The following is a 24,014-nucleotide window of genomic DNA, read 5'->3' as shown; positions in this document are numbered from 1 at the left end:
ATTTTATTTGTTTGTGATTCTATTCTATTCTGTTTTGTTTTGTTTTGTAGGAAGACGATGTGCACATCGTCCCTACAGTCCTGCCATTGTATTATTGTCTTGTAATAAAATTTATTGTTGAAACGTACCCATGATTTCATGGTAACGAATGGCTTGCGTCATATTTTTTGCACCGCAGCCCTGCAAAATCCTGCTGCGTTGGTTATACAACGTCTTCTTGCTGATATGCAGATGCTCGGTTATCTCATGTGAGGAAAATCCCTGGCGGATAAGCTGCAACAGCTTGAGGCATCCCGGGGTGATGGGTTCCCATAACCCATTTCCCATTCCGGTAAGCGGCTCTGCTTCATGGGTTTTTATATTGAATATCCAGGCAGCCGGAATGCTTCCGCTGGCTGCTTCGGACATCAGGTCGAAAGTAACCGACAGTAACCACACATTTCTATAGGTATCATATTCCAGTGGCCTTACCTTCCGTATCATCCGCAAATAACTGCCCGAAGCTGTCCGGATGCGGAAATGGCACCCCATGCCATAATGGTCGCGCTCACGGGCAGGCAAACTGTGAAACTGTTGGTAGCAGCAGATATCCGCTTTATGCAAGTCCTGCAGGTCGTCCGGATGTACATGGTCATAGAGTGTGTCATGTGGCTTAAAATCATTGCTATTCCGGTTCGGTTCACCCAAAAGTTTCTGGATGCGATGGTCAAGATAGAGGTAGTTGCCTTTGTGCAGGTCAAAAATAGCAATCATCAGCATCGAAAGCCTTGTCCCTTTCAGGAATTGTGCATACTGGATCAAAATGGTTTTATAATCGGCAGGGCTTACATGGCACAGGTGTGAACTGAAAATAGAATGATGAAGGATTTGCAGGGCCGACATGGTAAAATTATAAATATTACGTTTGAAAATTTAGAAAGTCAAAGGTAATAATGTTATTTTATAATTCAAAAATAAATAATGCATATAGTCGTTTTTATTTGATTTCAGGAATTTATTTTTTATCCTTCCCAAAAATCACTGCACATGGAAATACAATAAATATACGATTAAATAAATTGTATGTCAATAGTTTGAGCCTGTTTTAACCTGCCATTTATATGGTTTGCCTATAGGATATTTTTCCTATTTGATTTAAATAATTACCTAATTAACTTTGTGACGCGCCAATGATCTTTGACATAATGATACAAACAGTCACTTTTTAGATAAACATTTTTTATTTCATGAAAAAGAGTCATGGGTTTCTTGCATTAATTGGGAAGATATGGATAAAAACATAGAAGATGTTGATCAAATACAGGGACTATTCAGGGTTTTGTGTAAACGAACCACTACAGGATTTAGGATCTATATTTGAATCCTGTTTTCAAATATAGTAAGGAGCTGGTTAAAGATCGAGCCTCAGTTCCAGATTGGCTGATTCCAACTCTTTTCAATCTCAGAAATTAACAGGTACAGCGCTTTTTTCAGGGCATCATCATTAGGAAATGACAACTTGTTTTTGGACAGTGTCTTTTTGAATGCAGATGGAATCTCTATTAAAAAATTCTCCTGACACAGTTTATTGAAGAGACCCCACAGTTTTTAAACAGTCCATTTATTTGATCAATAATGCCCCATTTTGGATCAATAATGCCCCATTTTGGATCAATCTTGCTGCATTATGGATCAGCTTTTCCTCAAAATGGATCAGCCTTTCCTTAAAATGGATTAGCCTTTCCTCAAAATGGATCAGCTTTTCCTCAAAATGGATCAGCCTTTCCTTAAAATGGATTAGCCTTTCCTCAAAATGGATCAGTCTTTCCTCAAAATGGATTAGTCTTTCCCCAAAATGGATCAGCCTTGAGCCAAAATGGATCAGCCTTGAGCCATGATGGATCAATAAACGACCATTTTTAGTCATGAAAACAACAGGATTGATAACTATGTTATATGTTTAAATAACTGATTGTATGATATCTGTCATTTTTCCTTGGCATCCGGTGGTGTTCCGGCAGATGGTAGAACCAGCAGAAGCAAAGAAAATATTTTTTGTCCTACTATAAACTCTTTAAATTATTATTTTATGATTGGATATAAAGTCCTGATCGATTTTTCAAGCAGCAAATACACGGATGCAAGTTTTCCGATATTTGTGAAGCAGGTACTGGATCACATGACGGGTAACCCGCGTTATCCGACACCCGATCCAACTCTCGAAGTGGTGAAAACCGCTTATGACAATTATGTCGACGCCATGGGTAAGGTAAAAGATGGAACCCGTGAGGATACGATTTATAAAAATGACATGAAGGATATCCTGAAAGGGACGATGCGCTCCCTGGGCACCTATGTTCAGAGGGCAAGCAACGGCGACGAAGCAGCCATTATCAGCTCAGGTTTCGACGTAAGCAAGAAGCCTGTACCGGCAGGGCCGCTACCAGCTCCAACCGGATTGACAGTTGAAGCTGGGAACACGCGAGGAGCACTGGATGTTCGTTGGAATGTTGTAAAAAGCGCCCGCAGCTATGATGTGGAGTACACCGAGTTTCCCTACACCGGCACCACGGTATGGGGACATGCTGTAGTCAGTCAGAGCCGCGTGCAACTGGACAGTTTGACGCAAGGCAGGCAATATGCCATTCGTGTCACAGCCATAGGGAGCGATCCGACTCGCACGACGAGTAGCGACGTGCTAAGTTACGTTATGTAACCGGCAATTTCAAAATCAGACGGACAAAAAATAAACTTTCCCCGGTTTTCAGATGCTTGATGCGTTCTGAGAGCCGGGGTTCATTTTTTAATAACAGAATAACAGCGTAACAGAATACCAGATTCAATTGATAACAGACAGTTGGCAATTGACAGAAGACGGAAGTTAGAGAAGTTACAATCCTCATTCCTTCAATCCTTAAGGAAGTAATTCCTTAGTTTACTTTTTTGCAGCGCAATCTATGCAGACTTTTTTATCTCCTTTAATGCGCCCATATTCCATCACGGTCATCTCGCCGCATTCTTCACAAACAAATCCGTCGAAGCTATCTTTTTTCGGTTCGAGTTTGTATTCAAAAATAGGAGATACCGTAAGCAACATCTCGTCAGGAGCATTCATTACATTATCCACGAGAGGATCGACTACTTCGGCAGGGACAGTGCTTGCCGGCTTGCCCAACATACGATATTCTGTAAAGAATTTCGATTTTTTGTTGTTGAGCATGGCTTGTGCAGTAGGGGTAACCCTGACAGCACGTCCTGTGGCACGGTCAACAACGGTGACAGCCCATTTCCCTTTATTTGTTTTTTTAATATTCCCTTTGCCAAAGGTCGTCCCCATGATGACCTGAAGGCCATCACCATAACAGGTAGCGCAATGATCTTCTCCCAAATCGACAAAGGCAACCAACTGTCCGTCTTTAGCACGTTCTACACCCAGGGCATTCATGGCAGCAGCGCCAACTCTTAAACCCATTGGCATAGCAGGACATTTATGTCCGTGAAATTTTTGCCCGAATTCGAGCCAATCTTTTGGATTAATCATTTTCTATTCCTCCTTTAATTAAAAAATATTTGTAATTGAAGATCCCCCAGGTATTTCCTGCCGGAATCAGTGTCTTGCGTTTTCAGGTCGGACATCAGTTTTGTGTTGCCCGACAGTTGTACATTAAAACCTACTCCATACCAGGCATTGTTGCTGGTAATCGGATTCAGGTCATTGTATTTTTGTGCCAGGGCAACAACCTGATACTTTTTATGAATTGTATAATCTGCCAGGGCATACCAGCCATCGGCCTTATCTTTGTTGATTTTTGCCTGTACGTATTCACCCTGCAATTCAAAATTATTCCAGTGCCACTGGGATTCGATGCCCCAACGAAAATCATTGCCAGAGATAACAGAGTCGGGTTGATAGATGGTTGTAAGCGTCATTTTGTCAAGATGACGATAGGCAAATGAACCTCCGATATCAAGCCAGGAATTGCCTTTGTCTATGACTTTATATGCCACGCGGGAAGTATATAACAACAGGTTGTCCTTACTGTGGGCAGGTTGTTCGACATTCGCATTGAAAATACCAAAGCTAAAATGGAGCGGCAACGATTTATGTTGGAAGGTATATTGAAGGCCTACCTCCCGTCCCATTTCTTTTTCATTGATCGTCATGTCACTAATCACATCTGCACGTTCAAGGACGGGAATTTCATAATCGGGTTGCATCCGTTGCAGCATAAAATCGGGAACAAAGCGACCTACCCGCAAATAACCATACCCAGGGGTATGGATATCTGCAAAAGCATCCTGAAAAACAAAAGACTCACTTTTAAACGAAGTGTACACCGCCTGCATTTTATAGGTAATAAAACTCAGATTCGGGATTTCGCCATAAACCCAGAGTTTTGCGCGTCGTATGGTAAACTCAGTCGAATTATCGAAATTACTGGAAAGGCGTGTTTGCAGGTAACCATTCAAATTCACAAACTTTTCATCCTGACCAAAGGCATGAAGTGCAAATACTAATCCCAACATCAAAATAATCCATTTCAACTTCTTCTTATTCAGGTAAATCATATTTTTTTTGTTAAGCGTCTGGCGGCTCATCACACATCTATTCCTGATTGCATGCCAGAAGCGTAATTTATCTGTCTAAATTAATTTGATTAATATCTGAGCAGCAAGCGCCCACATAATAAGGCCAAGGCCGGCTTTAATCATTTTGGGTTTTACCCTGAGACTGAATCTTGCCCCGAGATGTCCACCAATTAATACGGCAATTCCTACTATGACAATTAATGGATAATCAAGCCGATGATTGGTTGCATGTCCTAGAATTCCGGCAAGAGCCGAGAATGAAATAATGAGATGAGAAGAGCCTGCAGCTGATTTTGTCGGGTATTTCAGAACATAAGCCATGAAGGGAACAATCAGCACACCACCACCTACTCCCAGTAAGCCAGAGATCAGCCCTACGGCAATACTAAAAACCACAATCAGGATGTACATCGAAACTGAAGGATGTGGCATCGGTACCTCGTCCGTATCATGTCCTTTCTGCCAATAAGTAAGGATCATTCTGGTACCAAGGATTAACAGGAAGAACACAAACAACCACAATAAGATATCCTGATTGACATATCGGGCATAAACACCGCCTGCAAAAGCACCAAGGACAATGCCCGGCACAAACATAAACGATGCTTTCATATCAATCATTTTATTCTTATAGAACACATATCCTGCAGAGAGGGAGGTAATCAAATTCAGTACCAATGATGTGGATGTTGAATTTAAAACTGAAAAACCAAGGAGAATCAGTAGTGGAGAATAAACTGATCCTCCTCCCTGTCCAAACATCGAGAAGATGAACGCAAGTACAAAAGAAAAGAGTACTGCCATTAAAAGAGCACTGTTAAAATCCATATCTTCTATGATTTAGTGCTTGTGTGAAAGACGTGCGTTGGGTACAGCTATTGTCATCTCATCGGGTTCGTGTCCGGCACAGGAAATGCAAACCCGTTTTCCATCTTTGAGGCGCAGATAACGCTCAAAAACATATTCACCGCAAACTTCACATTTAGCTTTTGCAAATGAACCTTTAACCGGTTTGTATTCAAAGTCTGGAATCGCTGTCACAATAAATAACTCATCGTCAGTAGCATCTAAGACTATATTTACAATATCCCGTCTGACTTCTACCGGTATCTGTGATGGTTCAATACCCATTTTGCGGTAATTAAAGAATTCATGAGGAGCCAGTTTATCCTGAAACTCATTGCGCAAAAAGATACGATAAGCACCTTTTACATCAGGATGCCAAAAGGTAGCCGCTACTTTACCGTAGTATAATTTATCAATCATACCCTTTCCAAAAGTTGCTCCGGTGGCAGCCATGATACCATCCTGCATACATCCCTGCGGATGACCAACGCCCATTTCGGAAAATACGTGAAACTCATGATCCTTGCAGCGTTCAACACCTAACGTCTTTAATGCCAAAACACCCATACGGTAACCAATTGGCATAAAAGGGCATTCATGTCCGTGAAACTCAAATGCCCAATCCGGAATTTGAAATCTTTGTGTACTCATTTTTTTGATTTTAATTATATTGATATTACATGATTATTTTCTCAATCCGCTTTTCCTTAATGAATGATCTTTATCAGGAAAGAAATGCCTCTCTTATTGCATCCCTGAACAGCATGATATGGCATTGTTATGCTTATGCCATGAACTATTCAGTGGAAAGTATGTATTAAAAACAGCCTGGTTTTGTTGTAGTTGATTTATCTGATTTGCTGTTAAACAGAGCTTCAAAAGAGGCTTGCGCTTTTATCCAGTTTTCCCGGTTAATACAGTATTTCACCTTGGGCGTTTCTATCTCTCCCTGAATCAGGCCAGCATCTTTTAATTCTTTCAAATGTTGGGATACGGTCGCTTTTGCTATTGGCAGTTCATTATGAATATCGCCAAAATAACAACTGTTCAATGAAGCGAGGTATTGCAAAATGGTGATGCGCGTTGGGTGACCCAAAGCTTTAGCAAAACGGGCAAGTGTTTCGTTGTCAACAATATAATCTTTATTTTTATTAGCTTCCATAACGATATAAGTTTAATGTTCGTTGTTCGCAAAATTACGAACAATAAAATGCAATTTGCAATAGGCAGAGATTAAATATTTATCAAAAAAGACAAAATGGCTGTTTGCCTGGAAATTTAATATCCAGACATTTTCATGTGGTGGTATGTTTGAAAGAAGCCGGAACTGGCACTGAACGCAATGATAGTGAAGCTCATCCGGTGACGCCAGGCAGGGTCAATCATCAGTTGAGGCAATGTTATGCGCATTTAGCTTCAGAGAAGCGATATGCTGATAGGATTAATGGCACACAGCACTCTGTGTTAATCAGAAGAAACAGAAAGCATTACGGCGAGCGAATCCATATAATCACGCCAATGGGCTATTTTACGATTTTCGATCGTTATGATAGAACAAAAACGGTTATCGTAGGCTTTTCCTGTAGAAGGAACCTTTCCATGAACTTCATATTCCAAAATAATTACCTTTTCAGGTTTTGCCGATTTATATACCCGTAAGTTATCGGACGAATGAAGGACATTGGTATAACTTCCAAACCAGTTCATATACGCAGTACGGCCTTCAATCTTATGGGTAAATCCTGGAATATGATATAAAAATTCAAATACTGCATCTTCTGCTACAGCATCCCAAAAATGCTCCCCGTCCACCTCTCCTTTCAACCCTTCCATGATAATACTATAGAATGGTTCGGCATTCTTATTAAAGGCAGGATGATTCCTATCCACTTTTTTCGGAGTGTTTGTTCCCTTTTCCATGTTCCCTGTTTCTTGTAGATAATTGTTATTTATGGGGCATGATGCAATGATGCAGATGTATCTGTTACCCATGCCTCTGCCGAAGTTAGTAATAAAAATGGCGCAATCTGCTGTTTATTATTTTGTTTTTCAGGTAGGGACAAGCAGAACGGCTTTCGATACAAGATGCAATAATAAAAAACAATGGAAGCAAGGGTAGGGAGGCTTTCTCCCAAGTGAAGGCTGCACTACAAAAGATGGAATTCTTATGATGATTTGCTATAACACACTGACGTCATTTTTACGTCAGGTAATGATGCCCATTGTCGTAGGTGAAGAAAAAAGGCTTACCATATATTGGCCATAATCAAAATCCAGGCAAAGAATGCGGTTACAATGATTCCGATTATTAAAGGAATCCAGAATGGTTTTGTTCTATATTGAACCTCCTTGCCAATATATTTCCTCCAAAAATAATCATATAAAAAAATTGATCCGACTGTATTAAGGATAACAGATAATACAGATTGGTTCCCCGGGATTAAATTCAGGATATAAATTACGAATCCGGTATAGACAGCAGAATAGAGCAGAACAATCCCAATTCCTTTTTTATTATTTACTGTCTTAAGATTTATGGCTAATTCAACTTTCGCAAGCTCCAATTAACCCGGTTGCTTTAGGTTGTTAAGATTTAAACCTTATTCCCTTATTACATGAAACAAGCAGTAAATTTTCACATCCAAAGTATGATAATGTTGGAATGTGAGTCCCTACACCCTCCCACAAACAAATTATTATCGTATGTAATAAGGGAATAAGGTTAATTCCAGTGTGGTTATTGGTTTCCCTACTAAGGGTTAAGCTACACCCAAAATAAGGTTCTGAAATGCTTACCTGATCTAAATTATCAGATATGGAATTCAAGTTTCATACGGCAACTGTTAAAAACATAAACAAGGAGACTGAACATTGTTCCTATTGCTTTTTCCCTTGCAGTAAAAAGCTATTTATCTCTGAGAGTATTATTGTATCTTTGTGTCGCAGCATATTTTTTGGGTTTTGTTTGACAACATAAAGTTACTGATATTCAACCACTTTGCCAAATTTATATGCTGCTTGTTTCTTATATATCAGCAAGTTATTTTACTTGCGAAAGTTGAATAGCTAAGAGGATCCCGCCAAACAGGACACAAAACAATATGGAGAATATATTGATCACTCGCCTTGAATATAATTGTGGAGCATTCTCATCCTTCACTATATTTTGTTTCCATTTTGGATGAAATGCATCCCAGTCTTCATCTGTTTCCTGTTTTTTGATGGTTTCCTGTACCATTTTCTGCTTAGCGATTTCAATGGTTCGCTTTTCTTCATCCGACAGTTCAATCCCACGATTTGCCAGTTCATTTTCTGCAGCCGAGATCAAAGCTTCCTGATAATTATCAAAATGAATCACGATCTCCTTTAGTTTTTTGTCAGACTTTGTTTTTACATCTTCTGTAAAGTTATGTTCCATAAGGTATATGTTTTTGTGTCATCTACATTCATCCGATCATTGAAAGCAGACCTTTATCGTAAGTTTGAGTAAAACGATAGCTTATGATGCTTTCATGTTTGTAAATTTCATTCTCCCAAACTTATATATCTCGTTACTTTACCATTCAAAGAGATGGTCCACCAGACAAAATATGTATTTGCACCGTCACCACTATTCATTTCCACAAGAACGCTTTTTTTGTCATCAGCCACAACTATTGTAATACCATCTCCGTTGACGTCAGGATTGTAACAGTCATTATATAAAGTTTTCGGTATTTGTATGGGTTGTCCATTCAAGGTAACTTTAAATTGGCTTAACTCGTACTTGGGATATCCATACTCACTGCCCCATATATCATGTTCATCGATTCTGTCAATCACAGGATGTTCTCCGGATGTAGAATAAACCACTATGTTGCCAGTACTTGACAGCACATGTTTGCTTGGATTAAATCGGGACCGGCATAAAGATATCGAGAGGGTGTCCTTGTCGAGATGACCTTTCCAAAAATATGAACTATCTGTCCAGTCAACATTTTGACAAACCGTTTTTAGAGGAATTAAAATGAGTACGAAGATGAATATCGACAATATTTGTATGTTGGAATCATGTTTCATGATAATGTTTTATCTCATTTTTTATCAAACGCTTCTATTCTTACTCACCAAAATGCACACTGCTATAATATATATATAAGCCCCACATAATGATTTCTTTCCAGCAGTCATGTTCCACATCATCCCATGGCGTTTCTTTATTTCCTTTGCAAATGTATTTTTTATTTTTGGAATATTACAATAGCAAACAACTAAATAAAACAACCTGTAATATTATTCTGCAAACATCATCGTCAAAATTCGACATTTCGGGTTTTTCTTCTTCTGCATCACCGAATCATGGGTTAAAATGAGTACTTCCTGTTTTAGTCCTCCAATGGATATGATTTAATATGTTGTGATAAAGTAATTTCTGTTTTTTCGGTTTTGTGGCAATTCATTAAAAGATATGCTAACTTTACGCGCCTGAACAGCTGAAAGATTGAAGAATTGAGAAAAAAGAGCCAGGAACTTAAAAAATTGAAGGTTGAAAACAGGTTGAAGGTCAAACAACGGTCAAAAGGTGTAAAAGAAACAAGAGGTCTAACGTTCAAAGTTGGATTTCATTCTTCAGATTTCTACTATATTCCTGTTTATCACCTACTAAATACTTTGTAGTTTTTATCTTCAGATTTTCATTGATTCTGTCTTCTGTCTGTTTGGTGGTAGGTTTACAACTATTTATTTTAACTGCAAAATATGTTATTAAACATATTTGTGCAATGAGTATTTAACTTCTTCAGGGGCTCTTTTATATTGACCTTGAAATTGAAAATGGAAAAATCGATGAAGAACGAGGACGAATACATATTTAAAGCTATTCGTAAGGGAGACATACAAGCGTTCGAACGTTTTTATAAAACATATCAGCCCAAGCTGTTTGCTTATGGCATGGGCATACTGAAAGACGAGGAGAACGTGAAGGATCTGGTGCAGGAGACATTCATCATTTTTTGGGAAAATCATGAACATATTCTGACGGATTATTCAATTACGGCTTATTTATTCAAGATATTTCAGAGTAAATGTATTAAACACCTGCGGTTTAATGCGGTAAAGACAAACTTTTCGAATTTATCGGAGTTTAAATTACAGGAAATTGAGCTTGCGTATTACAATCCGGATGATAATATCCTGGGAACGATCTTTATGCACGATGTTGAGGCCTTATATGCCAATGCCATTAAGAAATTGCCCGAGCAATGCCGTGAGATCTTTGTGCTGAGCAGGCAACATCAGATGAAAAGCGCCGATATTGCAGTGAAACTGGGGCTTTCGGTGAGGACGGTGGAGAATCAGATATATAAAGCAATCCGTATTGTGCGTGAAGAGATGAAAGATTACGCTTTCCCTGTGGTTTTAACGATAGTTTTGTTGAGTGGACTCTTTTGATAGAAGAAAAACAGAGATGATAACGGATATTGACAACATATTGCTTATAAAGTTCTTGCGGAAAGAGCTGACTGACGGCGAAAACCAGCAGGTCATCGACTGGTTGCAGGCCAAGGAAGAGAATAAGCATTTCCTGTTTGGACTGAAAGAAGCTTACATGCTGAGCCAGTGGGAAGAATTGCGCGACAAAGCAGATACAGAGGCAGGCTGGAATGAATTAAATCAGACACTGGAGCTGGATTCGATCCCTAAAGCGTCCATGTGGAAAAAAATTCGCACCACTTTGCAATACGCAGCTGCTATCATCCTGTTACTTTCAGTCGGGTATTTCCTGCGCGACCTGATTACGAGGCATCCGGTTCAGTATGCGGTGGTAGAAACATCAGACGGGCAGCAATCAACCCTCATTTTGAGCGATGGCACGAAAGTGAGACTGAATGAAAATACCAAACTGGTCTATCCAACCGACTTTAACGGGTCAACACGCACTGTTGCCTTAAGGGGAGAAGCCTATTTTGAGGTGGTTCACAACGCAAAGAAACCATTTATGGTCAATGTAGGCAGTTATACGGTAAAAGATATAGGCACAAAATTTGATATCGATACCTATCCTGATGAGATCTATTCCTATACCAGCCTGAAAGAAGGCGAAGTGCAGGTGATGGAGAATAACCGGGATCAGAACTTAATTACCGACCTCAAGGCAGGAATGCAGCTAGGATTTAACCGACGAACAAAAGAATATTTTGTCAGGACAGTAGATCAAAATAGTATAGGAGATTGGACAAAAGGCCAAATAGTAATCAAACGGGAAACATTGCAGGAAGTTGCAGAAAGATTACAACATAAATATGATTATAATATTTCTGTGCAAAATAATCGATTGGATTCATTAAAATACAACATAACCATTGAGAACGAGTCATTGGAAGAAATTCTAAATGATATTCACTTTATTACACCCCAAGTACATTATTATATAAACAAGAAAGACAAATCATTGATATTTAAATAGATATATTTGTTTTAGGCCATGATTAAATTTCATTGCAAGCCAATGTTGTATCTAAATGTAACGTTGCTAATAGGTTTTGCACATATTATTAATTCTTAAACCCAATTTATTATGAAACAAATCAGGTAACTTGTCTTTTTAATCAAGTGTTTTCGAGTCTTTTAGTATTAATCTTAAATTACAAATGAATTATGAACATTAAACGACACATTGTAGAAACTGAAGTTGTACAGCGTTTTATGTACAGCTTTTTTGGACGGTTGTTAAGTGTATTGATGCTTCTGTTTTTGGTGCAAGCTTTCAGCGCTCCAAAACTTGACGCGCAAACCAAAAAAGTGACACTTCATGTCACAAATGCTCCTCTGGCTAGAGTTTTAAATGATCTTAGTAAACAGACAGGGTATAAGTTTTTTTATAGCGACAATGTCACCAACACCCGGGAAAATGTCACTTTACGAGTGATCAATAAACCGTTAAATGAAGTTTTAACTCAAATTTTTGCTAGGCAAGATATCGCCTTTACTTTAAAGAACAATCAAATTCTTTTATATAAAAAGGGTGCATCTAGCGAAGCTGAGCGGCAACCTACACATGAAGAAAGGATAGAAGGCGTTGTCACAGATGAAAAGGGAGAACCTTTGATTGGTGCAAGCGTTGTAGTAAAAGGAACAACCAAAGGGACTATTACCGACGTAAATGGGAAATATTCATTAATGGTTCCATCACATTCTATTATTCAATATTCCTATATTGGATATGAAAGCAAAGACATGCAAGTGGGAACCTCCTCACGCATGGATATATCCTTGAATGCAAGCAGTAAGTCATTAAATGAAGTAGTTGTAACGGCTTTAGGCATCAAGCGAGACAAAAAAGCATTAGGTTATGCAGTACAGGAGGTTAAGGGTTCTGATTTATTGCAAGCACATGAAAATAATTTTACCAATGATCTTTCAGGTAAAGTTGCAGGGTTGCAAGTTGTAAGATCATCAAATGGACCTGCTGGCTCTTCAAAAATATTATTACGTGGAAGTAATTCATTGACAGGAGATAATCAACCGTTAATTGTTGTTGACGGAATCCCAATGAACAATTTTACCGGAGCTTCCAATACAGATTTTTGGAATCCATCGATTGATATGGGTAATGGGTTGTCTGATATCAATCCTGATGATATTGCCAGTATATCTATTTTGAAAGGACCTTCTGCGGCAGCTCTTTATGGATCACGTGCAGGAAATGGAGTTATTCTGATTACCACTAAATCAGGACAACATACGCAAGGACTCGGCATTAGAATATCATCTTCAACACAATTTGAGACACTGTTCATGGTTCCGGAATTACAAAATACATTTGGACAAGGGAGTTACGGATCGTATAATAAATTATCAACCACTAGTTGGGGCCCTGCAGCAACCGGGCAAACCATTCAGAGTTGGAATGGGAATAATGTTCCTATGCATATTTATAATAACATTAATAATTTCTTCCAGACAGGACTTACCACTACTGAGAATGTTGCATTTGAGCAACAGGTAAAAGGCACTTCTCTTTACACCTCCTTTACGCGTGCAGATGACGGAAGCCTTGTTCCAGGTACTACATTGGCAAGGACTGATTTGATGGTTCATGCTATCAGTAAATTTGGGAAAGATGATCGTTGGACATTAGAGACAAAAGTGCAATATATTAATGCAGCAGCTAAGAATCGTCCTATCAATGGACAGAATGCATCCAATTATTTTGCCACACTATTTTCTACCCCACGTTCGTTGGATATTCGGCAGTTTAATCCTCCGACAGATAAATATGGGAGTATGATATGGTATAACACAAATGGATATAATCCTTATTGGCTGATAAAATACAATTTGAATCAGGATACCCGGGATCGTTTCTTGATGTTTGCTTCCTTGAAATATGATTTTACCAATTGGTTGAATTTAGACGTTAAAGCCGGTAGTGATTTGTACTCAACCCGATATTTAAATCAAACCTATGCTGGAAGTCCATTAGCAATTACAGGATCCTATGGTACCAGTAAGGATCAATTCTTTGAAAATGATTATAGTACTCTGCTCACAGCTCACAAGGATAATGTTTTTGGTAAATTAGGGGGAATGGTAAACCTTGGAGGTAACTTAATGGAAACTCAATCCAGTTCGATAGGTGGAAGCGCAGGAGCATTAGTGGTACCAAATCTTTTTACGCTGAATAATGCGGTAGGAAACCCTAGTATCAACCAGTCATTTAGTGAAAAGAAAATTAATTCTGTTTATGGTTCATTGCAACTAAACTGGGATGGTTATTTATTTTTGGATGGAACTCTGCGTAATGACTGGACATCAACTCTAAGTCCGGAAAATCGTTCATTTTTTTATCCTTCATTGAATTTTTCATGGGTGATAAATGATATGCTCAATAAAATAGGGTCTGGTATGCCATCCTGGTTTGATTTTGCAAAGCTAAGAGCGTCTTTTGCTCAAGTTGGAAATGATTTAAGTCCTTATCAGTTGTATAACACATACTCTATATCAAAAGATCCATTAGGATCTGTAACAGCAAGTAATGGGAGTAGTACATTGTTTAATGAAAATGTAAAAAATGAGTTGATTTCTTCGTATGAAGTAGGGACAGAGCTTCATTTCCTACAAAATCGATTAAGCCTTGATGTTTCATTATATAAATCGAATGCAACACGTCAATTACTTAATTTACCCATAGATCCTATGAGTGGATATTCATCGATGAAAATCAATGCGGGAAATATTCAGAATAAAGGTGTTGAAGTTCAAGCTAATGCAACTCTTCTTCAATTAAAGAATAGTTTTACATGGCTTTTATCAAGCAACTTTTCATCCAATCAGAACAAAATTATTTCTCTGTATCCTGGAGTAACAAAATATGCCTTAGGTGGTTTTGATAATTTACAGATACTTGCAGTTCCTGGAGAAATATATGGGGCTATTTACGGAACAAAATTTGCACGGGTAGCCGATCCTAAAAGTCCATATAATGGCAAGATGATATTAAATAACGGATTGCCTACCTCAGATGGACAATCTTATTATTTAGGATCACAACAACCAAAAGCGCTTTGGAGTTTTACCTCCTCGTGGGGATTCAAAGGATTTCAATTAAGCATGATGGTTGATATGCGATTTGGTGGAAAGATGTATTCTGCAACCAATTTCAACTTGCAAATGGCAGGTGTTGCAGCAGTAACAGCTCCTAATGGGCAGCGTCAGGATTTTGTTGTCCCTGGTGTGACTTCAGATGGGAATGGAGGCTATACCCCCAATACAACTAAAGTAAGCGTACAGGATTATTGGACAAAAGGAATTGCTTCAAGTGGTAATCTGGGTATTGATGAAGCTAACGTATATGATGCAACAAATATTCGAATCCGGAATATTGAATTGAGTTATACATTCAATAAGAAGTTATTACGTCATACTCCATTTCAAGCTATACAACTCTCTGCATCGTGTAACAATGCTTTCATGCTCTATAGTAAAATGCATGGAGTAGATCCAGAAGCCGTGTTTGCTACATCAACTAATGCAACAGGTTTTGAAAATGCTGCACAACCTACTTTAAGAACCTATACATTTAATGTGTCCTTTGGATTCTAAGCTAATCTATTAAAAAAACATGTCATGAAAAAATATCTAAGATTTCAATATTTGGCAGCTGTAATAATATTTCTCGTTGTTGCAGGGTGTTCTGATTTTGAACAAATTAATGTAAATCCCATGGCTGCAAATGCCAGCCAGGTAAAAGCGGAATATTTTTTGAATAATGCTATAGTTGGGGCCCAACAAGATCCAAATATTGCAGAGCGGGCTTTTGTATTATACTGGAAAGTCGCTGCACATCAGGAAGGTGATGAATATGGGACTCAAGGCATTACATCTGATTATAATATGGATGACTGGTCAAGTCAATATTATTCGTATGTTTCGGGGTGGCTTGATAATGCTACTAATGCTATTACGATTGGTGAAGCCCAAATTAAAGCTGGAACTAGCGATGCGTGGACAAACAATGTGGTTCAAATGGCACGTATTTGGAGAGCTTATTTAATGACAGAAGCTGCTGACCTATTTGGCCCTCTGCCTCTTATTGGAGCTTTTCAAGGTACAAATCCACAGTTTAATAGTGTAAAGGATATTTACTATTATGCTCTATCAGAATTAGATGATGCTACATCTAAAATGGATTTAACGGTTACAGCTAAACCTTCTGATGCAGGTCTGGATAAAGCATACGGTTTTAACTGTGGAGAATGGGTTAAATATGGTGACTCCATGCGATTACGATTGGCTATGAGGCTTGCTCAGGTGGATCCTGCAAAAGCGAAGGCTGAATTTGAAGCTGCTGCGAAATTACCACTTATTACTCAACAATCTGATATTTTCCAAGTGGTTGAAGATAATGGCTGGGATGCATTGACTGGAGTGATGACAAGACAATGGGATATTCAGTCTCTTTCGGAAACGCAATTTAATATTTATTTTGGTCTTGGAGGTATTCCAACTTCTACATTGGTAGATGCTGCTGCACAACCACACGTTAAACCTGCAAACTGGATGGGAATCAAATATGACAAGCATTTGCCGTATTATACGAATGATCCGTCGAGAGGATTCAGTTTTGATGGTTTACCTTATGCTTTAGATCCACGTGCTTTGAAAACATTTTATATTCCAGGAGATTTTCAGAGTCCTACTTTTTGTAATTATCCAACATGGGGAAATTATGCAGAAGATACTGTTGGATTACTATATCCTATAGCCGGTGTCAATACAGATACAATCCATGTTGACCGTGCCTTTACATGGAATGGAACTACTAGTGGAGAATGGGGAGATTTGAATAAATACAATAATAGTAATTTTTATTCCTATCCCGGCACTTGCCCTGGCCTTGCTATGCAGTATCGTAATGGAACCAGTCATCGTGTATTCTTCCAACCTGCCGAAACATATTTTCTTTTAGCTGAAGGTGCTTTATATGGTTGGAATGCTGGAATAGATGCAAAAACTGCTTATGAGGATGGTGTCCAGGCAAGTTTTGATTATTTTGGCCTAGGCAGTGCTGCTACTTATTTGGCTTCGAATGATTATAACCGCGATGGGACATGTGTTAATTGGGATAATACGACAGAACCACCTGCTACAGTACAAATGCAATGCATGAATGGATATACCCATCAAATTGAATCATATACTTTTACGTATCCTGCAAATAATTTATATATGAATGGAACGGTACATAATGATCATTTGACTAAAATTATTACCCAAAAATACATTTCTGAAATGCCTTGGCTTCCTTTGGAAGCATGGAATGATCAACGTCGTCTTGGGCTTCCTTTTTTTGAGAATGTTGATGTTGAAAAACCAATTGTTACGTTGCCTAATTTGACACAATCAAATTATATGACTTCAAGCATTAAAAACTTCCCGCAACGGATAAAATATCCTTCAAGTCTTGCTACTAGTAATCCTACTGGATATCAGGATGCTATAAAACTACTTTCAGGACCGGATGCTGTATCTACTCCTTTATGGTGGGCTAAACAGCAATAGAGGAATCTGGGAAGAGCATATTTTTAATATGAAAGCCATTTTGACAAGTGGCTTTCATATTTTAGTGTTTAGAAATTAATTTGTGCTTATGACTTATTCTATATTTTACTTACTATACATTACTTGATGCAAAATTGTAAAACATCTTATGAAGCTTATTTATTCATTTATCTTATTAAGTCTTATTTTTGCTATTAGTTTTGAAAGAACTTCTGCGTTGAATCATTCCTATGAGAAATCTCCCATGGCAGTGATGGCCTATTACACGGGGAATGGTACGGCGATTAACCAGTATCATGTGAATGAGCTGACGCATTTGATCTATAGTTTCCTGCATATACGTGAGAATCGCTTAACCGTAGATTCCCCTGCAGACAGTATCACGCTGCTTCAGTTGGCAGCCTTAAAAAAAGAGTATCCCCATTTGAAAGTGATGGTTTCGATGGGAGGTTGGGGAGGTTGTGCTCCCTGTTCAGCCGCATTTTCGACGGCAAGAGGGCGTAGGGAATTTGCCCGGTCGACCAAGCAGATCCTGGATGAATACCATTTGGACGGGATCGATTTAGATTGGGAATATCCAACTATCCAGGGATATCCGGGTCATCTGTTTACGCCCGAGGATAAACATCACTTTACGGAATTAATTAAAAGTTTGCGGCATGAATTAGGAAAGCATAAAATCATCAGCTTTGCAGCCGGAGGTTTTGATACATATTTAAGATATTCTATTGATTGGCGCAAAGTAGTCCCTTTAGTGAATTATGTAAATCTTATGTCGTATGATTTGGTAAATGGCTACAGCAAAGTCACCGGACTGCATACCCCGCTTTATTCTTCACCTCACCAACCGGAATCAGTGAATCATGCCATTCAGTACCTTGATTCTATCCATGTTGATATGCATAAGATTGTGATTGGTGCCGCCTTTTATGCCAGAGTTTGGACGGCTGTGCCTGATACCAACCATGGTTTATTCCAGCCGGGGAAGTTTACGGCCATGATTAATTATAAAGATTTTGAATCCTACTTTGCCCCCGATAACGGATTTGTACGCTACTGGGATAAAGCATCCCGGGCACCCTATTGTTACAGTGCTGTGAAACATGCCTTTGGAACATTCGATGATAAACGATCCGTAGAACTCAAGACAAAATATGCCAAAGAACAAGGACTGGGAGGTATCATGTTTTGGGAATTGACATGCGATAAACCGGACAATGGCCTACTGGATACCATTTATAAAACAGTTCAGGATTCTGTTTCAATTCCGAAACAATGACGATTAAAATGAAGGAACAATACTAAACAGGAGAAATAGCAACGATAATAAATTCTAAGATTATGAGAAATAAAGTAGTTTATATCATGATGCTTTTGGCATCCATTTTTGGGAATAGATTTATCTCCTATTCCCAAGATTTAACCCAGTATGTCGATCCCTTTATCGGGACAGGAGCTCATGGGCACACGTTTCCCGGGCCATGCCTGCCACATGGGATGGTACAGGTGAGTCCCGATACAGGAGAAGACGGGTGGGACTGGTGTTCGGGATACCATGACAGCGACACGTCTCTGATGGGTTTTTCGCTCACCCATTTAAGCGGGACAGGTGCTGCCGATCTGGGCGACATTCTCTTTATGGCCTATACCGGAGGGTGGAAAACCGAACCCGGGAGTAAGGAACATCCCGGAGAAGGCTACCGCTCCATCTTCAGCCATCAGGACGAACAGGCCAGTGTAGGTTACTATTCAGTAATGCTAAAAAGCTATGGCATCAAAGCCGAACTGACCGCCACCGCACGCTGCGCGCTGCAACGCTACACCTATCCCAAGACGGGAGACCGGGATATGATTATCGACCTGGGACGGGGCATACAGAACAAAACGGTATCCTCTTCGATCCGTTTTGTAGGCGATGACGCAGTAGAAGGCTACCGGCAATCCACAGGCTGGGCCCACGACCGGTATGTCTATTTCTATGCCAAGTTCAACCAGCCGATAGAAAAGAAAGCCATAGACAATGACGGACAGATAGAAGAAGACAAGGCAGCAGGGACAGGGAAAATAGAAAAAGCCCTGATACGCTTTTCCGGTACCACAGGCCAACCCGTACTCGTGAAGGTATCCATTTCAGCCGTCAGCATCGCCAATGCAAAGGCCAACCTGGAATCGGGACTCCCCGGATGGGACTTTTCGGCCGTGAGAGCCTCGGCAGAAAAGAGCTGGAATAAGCTATTATCGAAGATAGAAGTAGAAGGAGGCAGCACAGCAGAGAAGCGCACGTTCTATACGGCCGTGTACCATTCGCTGCTGGCCCCGTACCTCTATAGCGATGTCAATGGGCAATATGTGGGCATGGACAGGAAAGTACACCAAGCCCAAGGCTTTCACTACTACACCGTTTTCTCCCTGTGGGACACCTTCCGGGCAGCCCACCCCCTCTATTCGCTGATAGAACCCAAGACCAACGACGATTTTGTCAAATCCATGCTGGCCATGTACAAGGAAGGCGGACGACTCCCGGTGTGGGAACTGGATTCCAACGAGACCTGGTGCATGATCGGGAACCACAGTATCCCGGTTATAGCAGACGCCTGCCTGCACGGCCATCCCGATTTCAACATAGCAGAAGCCTACCAGGCGATGAAAGCCACTGTAGAGGATACCATCCGGGGCATGAAAGCCTACCATCAATACGGTTATGTCCCCGATAACGTAGAAAACAATTCCGTATCGATCACCGTAGAATACGCCTATGACGACTGGTGTGTGGCACAGGTAGCCAGGAAGCTGGGGAAGATGGCTGATTACAGGAAATACATGCAACGTGCAGAAAACTATAAGAATCTCTATAACCCAGCCACCCGTTTTTTGCAGGGGAAAGACACCCAAGGCCAATGGCGGGAACCCTTTAACCCGATCGACGTATCACGGTTAGGCAGTGATGACTTTACGGAAGGCAATTCATGGCAATACACCTTTTTTGCCCCGCAGGATGTAGACGGGTTAGTCCATCTGATCGGAGGGAAGAAAGCCTTTGCCCACAAATTAGATTCCCTTTTTGACCAACCCTCTATCAATAATAACCCGGGAGAACCCGATGTAAGCGGGATGATCGGCCAATATGCACAGGGGAATGAACCCAGCCATGAGATAGCCTATCTGTACGATTACGTTGGCGAACCCTATAAAACAGCAGACAGGGTCCGGGAGATCATGGATTCGCTGTACACCGACACACGGTCGGGACTATGCGGGAATGACGACTGCGGGCAGATGTCAGCATGGTATGTCTTTGGAGCGATGGGCTTCTATCCGGTGAATCCGTCCAGTGGAGAATATGCGATTGGGAGTCCGGTGTTTTCGAAAATCACACTGCATACAGGAAGCGGACATCCCTTTGAGGTAGAGGCGAAGGATGTGAGCAAGGCCAATAAATACATTCAATCGGCGACGCTGAATGGGAAGGACTATCCCTACTCCTACATCACAAGGAAAACGATAGAGCAAGGCGGCAGGCTGATCTTCCGGATGGGCGACAAACCATCTTCATGGGCAACACAACCTAAGGATTGTCCGGTGTCTCACATTGATTATTGAAATAGTTGATAGATAAAAAATAAAGGAAGTAATGACGACGCGAAGAGACTTTATACGCAAGAGTGGGATAGTGTTGGCAGGTGTAGCGCTGAGCCGATCGATGATGGGGAATGCAGGAGTGCTGGAATCCCTGAGTTATAAGACAGAGCGTCCTCCTTTAGGCAAACGCAACTTCACGTCCAAAGCCGTGGAAGCCACCATAGAGCAGATGAAGCAAAAGATCAAAGATCCGAAACTTGCCTGGATGTTTGAGAACTGTTATCCCAATACACTGGATACGACCGTAGAATTTTCGATGAAAGGAGGGAAACCCGACACCTTTGTCATCACGGGTGATATCGATGCCATGTGGTTGCGAGACTCCTCGGCGCAAGTCTATCCCTACCTTTCGCTGGTCAATGACGATCCCCAGCTCAGCCTGATGATAGAAGGCGTGATACGGCGTCAAAGCTATTGCATAGGGCTCGATCCCTATGCCAATGCGTTCAATAAGGGGGCAACAGGCAGCGAATGGGACAGTGACCACACGAAGATGATCCCCCAGCTCCATGAAAGGAAATGGGAGATCGATTCGCTCTGCTACCCGATCCGCTTGGCCTATTACTACTGGAAGAAGACCGGCAACCAAACTATCTTCGACCAGCAATGGAAGTATGCCATGAGCCGGGTCTATGAAACCTTTGTACAACAACAACGCAAGGATGGCACCACCCCCTACACCTTTACACGGGTAACCGACAAACAAAGCGATACGGTATTAAACAACGGCTATGGCAGCCCCATCAAGCCCGTGGGGATGATCTGTTCCACCTTCCGGCCATCAGACGATGCCACGATATTCAGCTTTTTAATTCCCTCCAACCTCTTTGCCATTGAATCCTTACACCAGTTAGCGGAGATATCGGATAAAGTGACGGGTGACCATTCCTTTGCACAGAAATGCAGGAGACTGGCATCAGAAGTAAAGCGAGCCGTAGAAGAGTACGGGAAGAAACGACATCCGGAATACGGGGAAATATATGTATACGAAGCAGACGGCTTCGGGAACCAGCTATGTATGGACGATGCCAATGTCCCCGGTTTGCTATCCCTGCCTTACCTCTGCCCTTTTATTCCGGAAGGCGATCCCATCTACCAGAACACACGGAGGTTTGTATGGAGCGAAGACAACCCCTATTATTTCAGGGGGAAGGCAGGCGAGGGGATAGGTGGCCCCCATGTAGGGTTGGGCTGGATATGGCCGATGAGTCTGATCATGCGGGGGATCACCTCGATGGAAAAAGAAGAAGTGGCATACAGCCTGCAGAGCCTGCGCGACACGGATGCAGGGACAGGCTTCATCCATGAATCCTTTTGGAAGGACGATGCGAGGAAGTACACGCGGAAATGGTTTGCGTGGGCCAATACGATGTTCGGGGAGTTTATCCTTACGGTTGACCACAAGTATCCCGAGCTGCTGAAAAGAAGTTTTGATGTATAAATATAGCCAGTTAACTATGAAATTGTTTATAAGGCAGTAACATGTAAAATATAGTGTCGAATCTTAAGTCTCATATTATGAAAAAAATATACATTTTTGTCATGGTGATCTTTTGTTCCTTTATGATTTCTTCTCAAGAGAAGCCAAGCGCAGTCTATATGAAAAATTATCATCAGATAGTGGAACGTACCCGTTGGTGGAGAGATGCGCGTTTTGGTATGTTTATTCATTTTGGGGCTTATGCTGTACCTGCACGTGGAGAATGGGTTAAATCTGATGAACGTCTTACTACCGCTCAATATGAACGCTATGTAGAAGAATTTAATCCAAAGGATTTTGATGCCAGAAAATGGGCGAAGATAGCAAAAGCAGCGGGGGTGAAATATGCTGTACTCACGGCTAAACATCATGATGGCTTTTGCATGTTTGATAGTAAATTAACGACTTACACTATTTCCCATTATTTTCATGGGAGGGATATTGTGCGTGAATTTTTAGATGCTTTCCGTGCTGAGGGTATTAAAGTGGGTCTTTATTATTCTTTGATTGACTGGCATCATCCTGATTATCCAAATGTAGGCAATCATCCTCAACGAGGAGATTCTGCTTATAGCAAACATCATTTTAACTGGAATAATTACCTGAAATACATGCACGGACAAGTAGAAGAACTGATGAAAAACTATGGAAAAATTGATATTCTGTGGTTTGATTATTCCTTTGATAATTACAGCGGGGAAAAATGGGGGGCAAAAGAATTGGTGAAGATGATTCGTAAATATCAGCCAGATATCATTCTGAATAACCGCTTAGAAGTTAATCAGGGAACAGATACAACAGGCAGGGTTTTGGGTTATGGTGATTTTGAAACACCAGAACAAGGCATACCTGACAAAGGATTGACCGATCGTTATGGAAATCCCATTCCGTGGGAAACCTGCATGACGATGAATAACAATTGGGGTTATGACGCATTTGACCACAATTGGAAATCGCCGGCATTAATCATACAATCTTTAGTGAATTGTGTTAGTAAGAATGGTAATCTCCTGTTGAATGTAGGGCCAGATGCAGAAGGTAATATACCTGAAAAGAGCGTTGAGATTTTGAGCACCATTGGGAAATGGATGGATAAAAACAGCGCAAGTATTTATGGTTGCGGAGCTGCATCACTAGCTAAGCCCGATTGGGGTCGCTATACACAAAAAGGAGATACGCTGTTTGCCCATTGGATGAATCTCAATCTAGGACCAATCAATGTGCAAGGCTTAACACAAAAGGTAAAGAGTGTTTATTTATTGAGTACCGGGGCAGAAATGCCATCAGTCACCTCATGGTGGGGAAATTCTGAAAGAAATAATTTTTTCATTAATGTAAATACGCCTGTATATCAGACTTTCGAAAGGCCAGATTTATTTGATACAGTTTTTAAAATTGAATTGGACAAAACATCAAACAGGGAGGCTGCACATTAAAC

Annotated in this window: 20 protein-coding genes; 10 read left to right on the top strand and 10 right to left on the bottom strand. The window is 40.5% G+C overall.

Features of this window, described 5'->3' with window-relative positions; translation table 11 throughout:
* Positions 1-111: 111 nt before the first annotated feature.
* The gene (locus FHX64_RS04695; protein ID WP_183412649.1) at positions 112-882 is read right to left on the bottom strand and encodes a LuxR C-terminal-related transcriptional regulator; all 771 of its coding nucleotides are present in this window, start codon (positions 880-882) and stop codon (positions 112-114) included.
* Between the two features lie 718 nt (positions 883-1,600).
* Positions 1,601-1,906, bottom strand: coding sequence for a hypothetical protein (locus tag FHX64_RS04690; protein ID WP_183412648.1), 306 nt, complete (start codon positions 1,904-1,906; stop codon positions 1,601-1,603).
* A gap of 162 nt (positions 1,907-2,068) precedes the next feature.
* Here FHX64_RS04690 and FHX64_RS04685 point away from each other — a divergent pair, with 162 nt between their 5' ends.
* Positions 2,069-2,695 carry a fibronectin type III domain-containing protein gene (locus FHX64_RS04685; RefSeq protein WP_183412647.1) on the top strand — a complete coding sequence of 209 codons (627 nt, stop codon included), beginning with the start codon at positions 2,069-2,071 and terminating at the stop codon, positions 2,693-2,695.
* A 219-nt stretch (positions 2,696-2,914) separates the two neighbouring features.
* Here the strand turns inward: FHX64_RS04685 and FHX64_RS04680 are convergent, their stop codons facing one another.
* The 4 genes from FHX64_RS04680 to FHX64_RS04665 all read right to left on the bottom strand — a co-directional run bounded on the left by FHX64_RS04680 (position 2,915) and on the right by FHX64_RS04665 (position 6,066).
* Positions 2,915-3,520: an FmdE family protein gene (locus FHX64_RS04680; protein ID WP_183412646.1), complete on the bottom strand. Its 606-nt coding sequence runs from the start codon at positions 3,518-3,520 to the stop codon at positions 2,915-2,917.
* Between the two features lie 14 nt (positions 3,521-3,534).
* Complete coding sequence (locus FHX64_RS04675; protein ID WP_183412645.1) at positions 3,535-4,548, bottom strand: porin; 1,014 nt, start codon at positions 4,546-4,548, stop codon at positions 3,535-3,537.
* 75 nt (positions 4,549-4,623) lie between these two features.
* The gene (locus tag FHX64_RS04670; protein ID WP_183412644.1) at positions 4,624-5,397 is read right to left on the bottom strand and encodes a sulfite exporter TauE/SafE family protein; all 774 of its coding nucleotides are present in this window, start codon (positions 5,395-5,397) and stop codon (positions 4,624-4,626) included.
* Between the two features lie 12 nt (positions 5,398-5,409).
* Positions 5,410-6,066 (bottom strand): FmdE family protein, encoded by a 657-nt coding sequence (locus tag FHX64_RS04665; protein WP_183412643.1) that lies wholly within the window; start codon positions 6,064-6,066, stop codon positions 5,410-5,412.
* Between the two features lie 29 nt (positions 6,067-6,095).
* On the opposite strand from FHX64_RS04665, the gene FHX64_RS04660 reads away from it, so the two are divergent.
* Positions 6,096-6,236, top strand: a complete 141-nt coding sequence (locus FHX64_RS04660; RefSeq protein WP_183412642.1) for a hypothetical protein — start codon at positions 6,096-6,098, stop codon at positions 6,234-6,236.
* Here FHX64_RS04660 and FHX64_RS04655 read toward each other — a convergent pair.
* The 4 genes from FHX64_RS04655 to FHX64_RS04640 all read right to left on the bottom strand — a co-directional run bounded on the left by FHX64_RS04655 (position 6,233) and on the right by FHX64_RS04640 (position 9,474).
* A complete protein-coding gene (locus FHX64_RS04655) occupies positions 6,233-6,577 on the bottom strand; it encodes an ArsR/SmtB family transcription factor (RefSeq protein ID WP_183412641.1) in 345 nt (114 codons plus the stop codon). The genes FHX64_RS04660 and FHX64_RS04655 overlap by 4 nt on opposite strands.
* 302 nt (positions 6,578-6,879) lie before the next feature.
* On the bottom strand, positions 6,880-7,335 hold the full coding sequence (locus tag FHX64_RS04650; RefSeq protein ID WP_183412640.1) for a nuclear transport factor 2 family protein: 456 nt from the start codon (positions 7,333-7,335) through the stop codon (positions 6,880-6,882).
* A gap of 1,120 nt (positions 7,336-8,455) precedes the next feature.
* Positions 8,456-8,833: a hypothetical protein gene (locus FHX64_RS04645; RefSeq protein WP_183412639.1), complete on the bottom strand. Its 378-nt coding sequence runs from the start codon at positions 8,831-8,833 to the stop codon at positions 8,456-8,458.
* A gap of 107 nt (positions 8,834-8,940) precedes the next feature.
* On the bottom strand, positions 8,941-9,474 hold the full coding sequence (locus FHX64_RS04640) for a hypothetical protein (protein ID WP_183412638.1): 534 nt from the start codon (positions 9,472-9,474) through the stop codon (positions 8,941-8,943).
* 765 nt (positions 9,475-10,239) lie between these two features.
* On the opposite strand from FHX64_RS04640, the gene FHX64_RS04635 reads away from it, so the two are divergent.
* The 8 genes from FHX64_RS04635 to FHX64_RS04600 all read left to right on the top strand — a co-directional run bounded on the left by FHX64_RS04635 (position 10,240) and on the right by FHX64_RS04600 (position 24,012).
* A complete protein-coding gene (locus tag FHX64_RS04635; protein WP_183412637.1) occupies positions 10,240-10,845 on the top strand; it encodes an RNA polymerase sigma-70 factor in 606 nt (201 codons plus the stop codon).
* Positions 10,846-10,861: 16 nt separating this feature from the next.
* The gene (locus tag FHX64_RS04630) at positions 10,862-11,860 is read left to right on the top strand and encodes a FecR family protein (RefSeq protein ID WP_183412636.1); all 999 of its coding nucleotides are present in this window, start codon (positions 10,862-10,864) and stop codon (positions 11,858-11,860) included.
* Between the two features lie 191 nt (positions 11,861-12,051).
* The gene (locus FHX64_RS04625) at positions 12,052-15,498 is read left to right on the top strand and encodes a SusC/RagA family TonB-linked outer membrane protein (protein ID WP_246392300.1); all 3,447 of its coding nucleotides are present in this window, start codon (positions 12,052-12,054) and stop codon (positions 15,496-15,498) included.
* Between the two features lie 24 nt (positions 15,499-15,522).
* On the top strand, positions 15,523-17,457 hold the full coding sequence (locus tag FHX64_RS04620) for a SusD/RagB family nutrient-binding outer membrane lipoprotein (RefSeq protein ID WP_183412635.1): 1,935 nt from the start codon (positions 15,523-15,525) through the stop codon (positions 17,455-17,457).
* 148 nt (positions 17,458-17,605) lie between these two features.
* Positions 17,606-18,736 (top strand): glycoside hydrolase family 18 protein, encoded by a 1,131-nt coding sequence (locus FHX64_RS04615; protein WP_183412634.1) that lies wholly within the window; start codon positions 17,606-17,608, stop codon positions 18,734-18,736.
* Between the two features lie 62 nt (positions 18,737-18,798).
* Positions 18,799-21,057 (top strand): GH92 family glycosyl hydrolase, encoded by a 2,259-nt coding sequence (locus tag FHX64_RS04610; protein WP_183412633.1) that lies wholly within the window; start codon positions 18,799-18,801, stop codon positions 21,055-21,057.
* 31 nt (positions 21,058-21,088) lie between these two features.
* Positions 21,089-22,537 carry a glycoside hydrolase family 125 protein gene (locus FHX64_RS04605; RefSeq protein WP_183412632.1) on the top strand — a complete coding sequence of 483 codons (1,449 nt, stop codon included), beginning with the start codon at positions 21,089-21,091 and terminating at the stop codon, positions 22,535-22,537.
* Positions 22,538-22,614: 77 nt separating this feature from the next.
* Positions 22,615-24,012, top strand: coding sequence for an alpha-L-fucosidase (locus tag FHX64_RS04600; protein ID WP_221202143.1), 1,398 nt, complete (start codon positions 22,615-22,617; stop codon positions 24,010-24,012).
* Positions 24,013-24,014: the final 2 nt, after the last annotated feature.

Source organism: Microbacter margulisiae (assembly GCF_014192515.1).
Classification (GTDB): domain Bacteria; phylum Bacteroidota; class Bacteroidia; order Bacteroidales; family Paludibacteraceae; genus Microbacter; species Microbacter margulisiae.
Note: the sequence above shows the minus strand (reverse complement) of the source record. Positions and strands in the feature narration are given on the sequence as shown.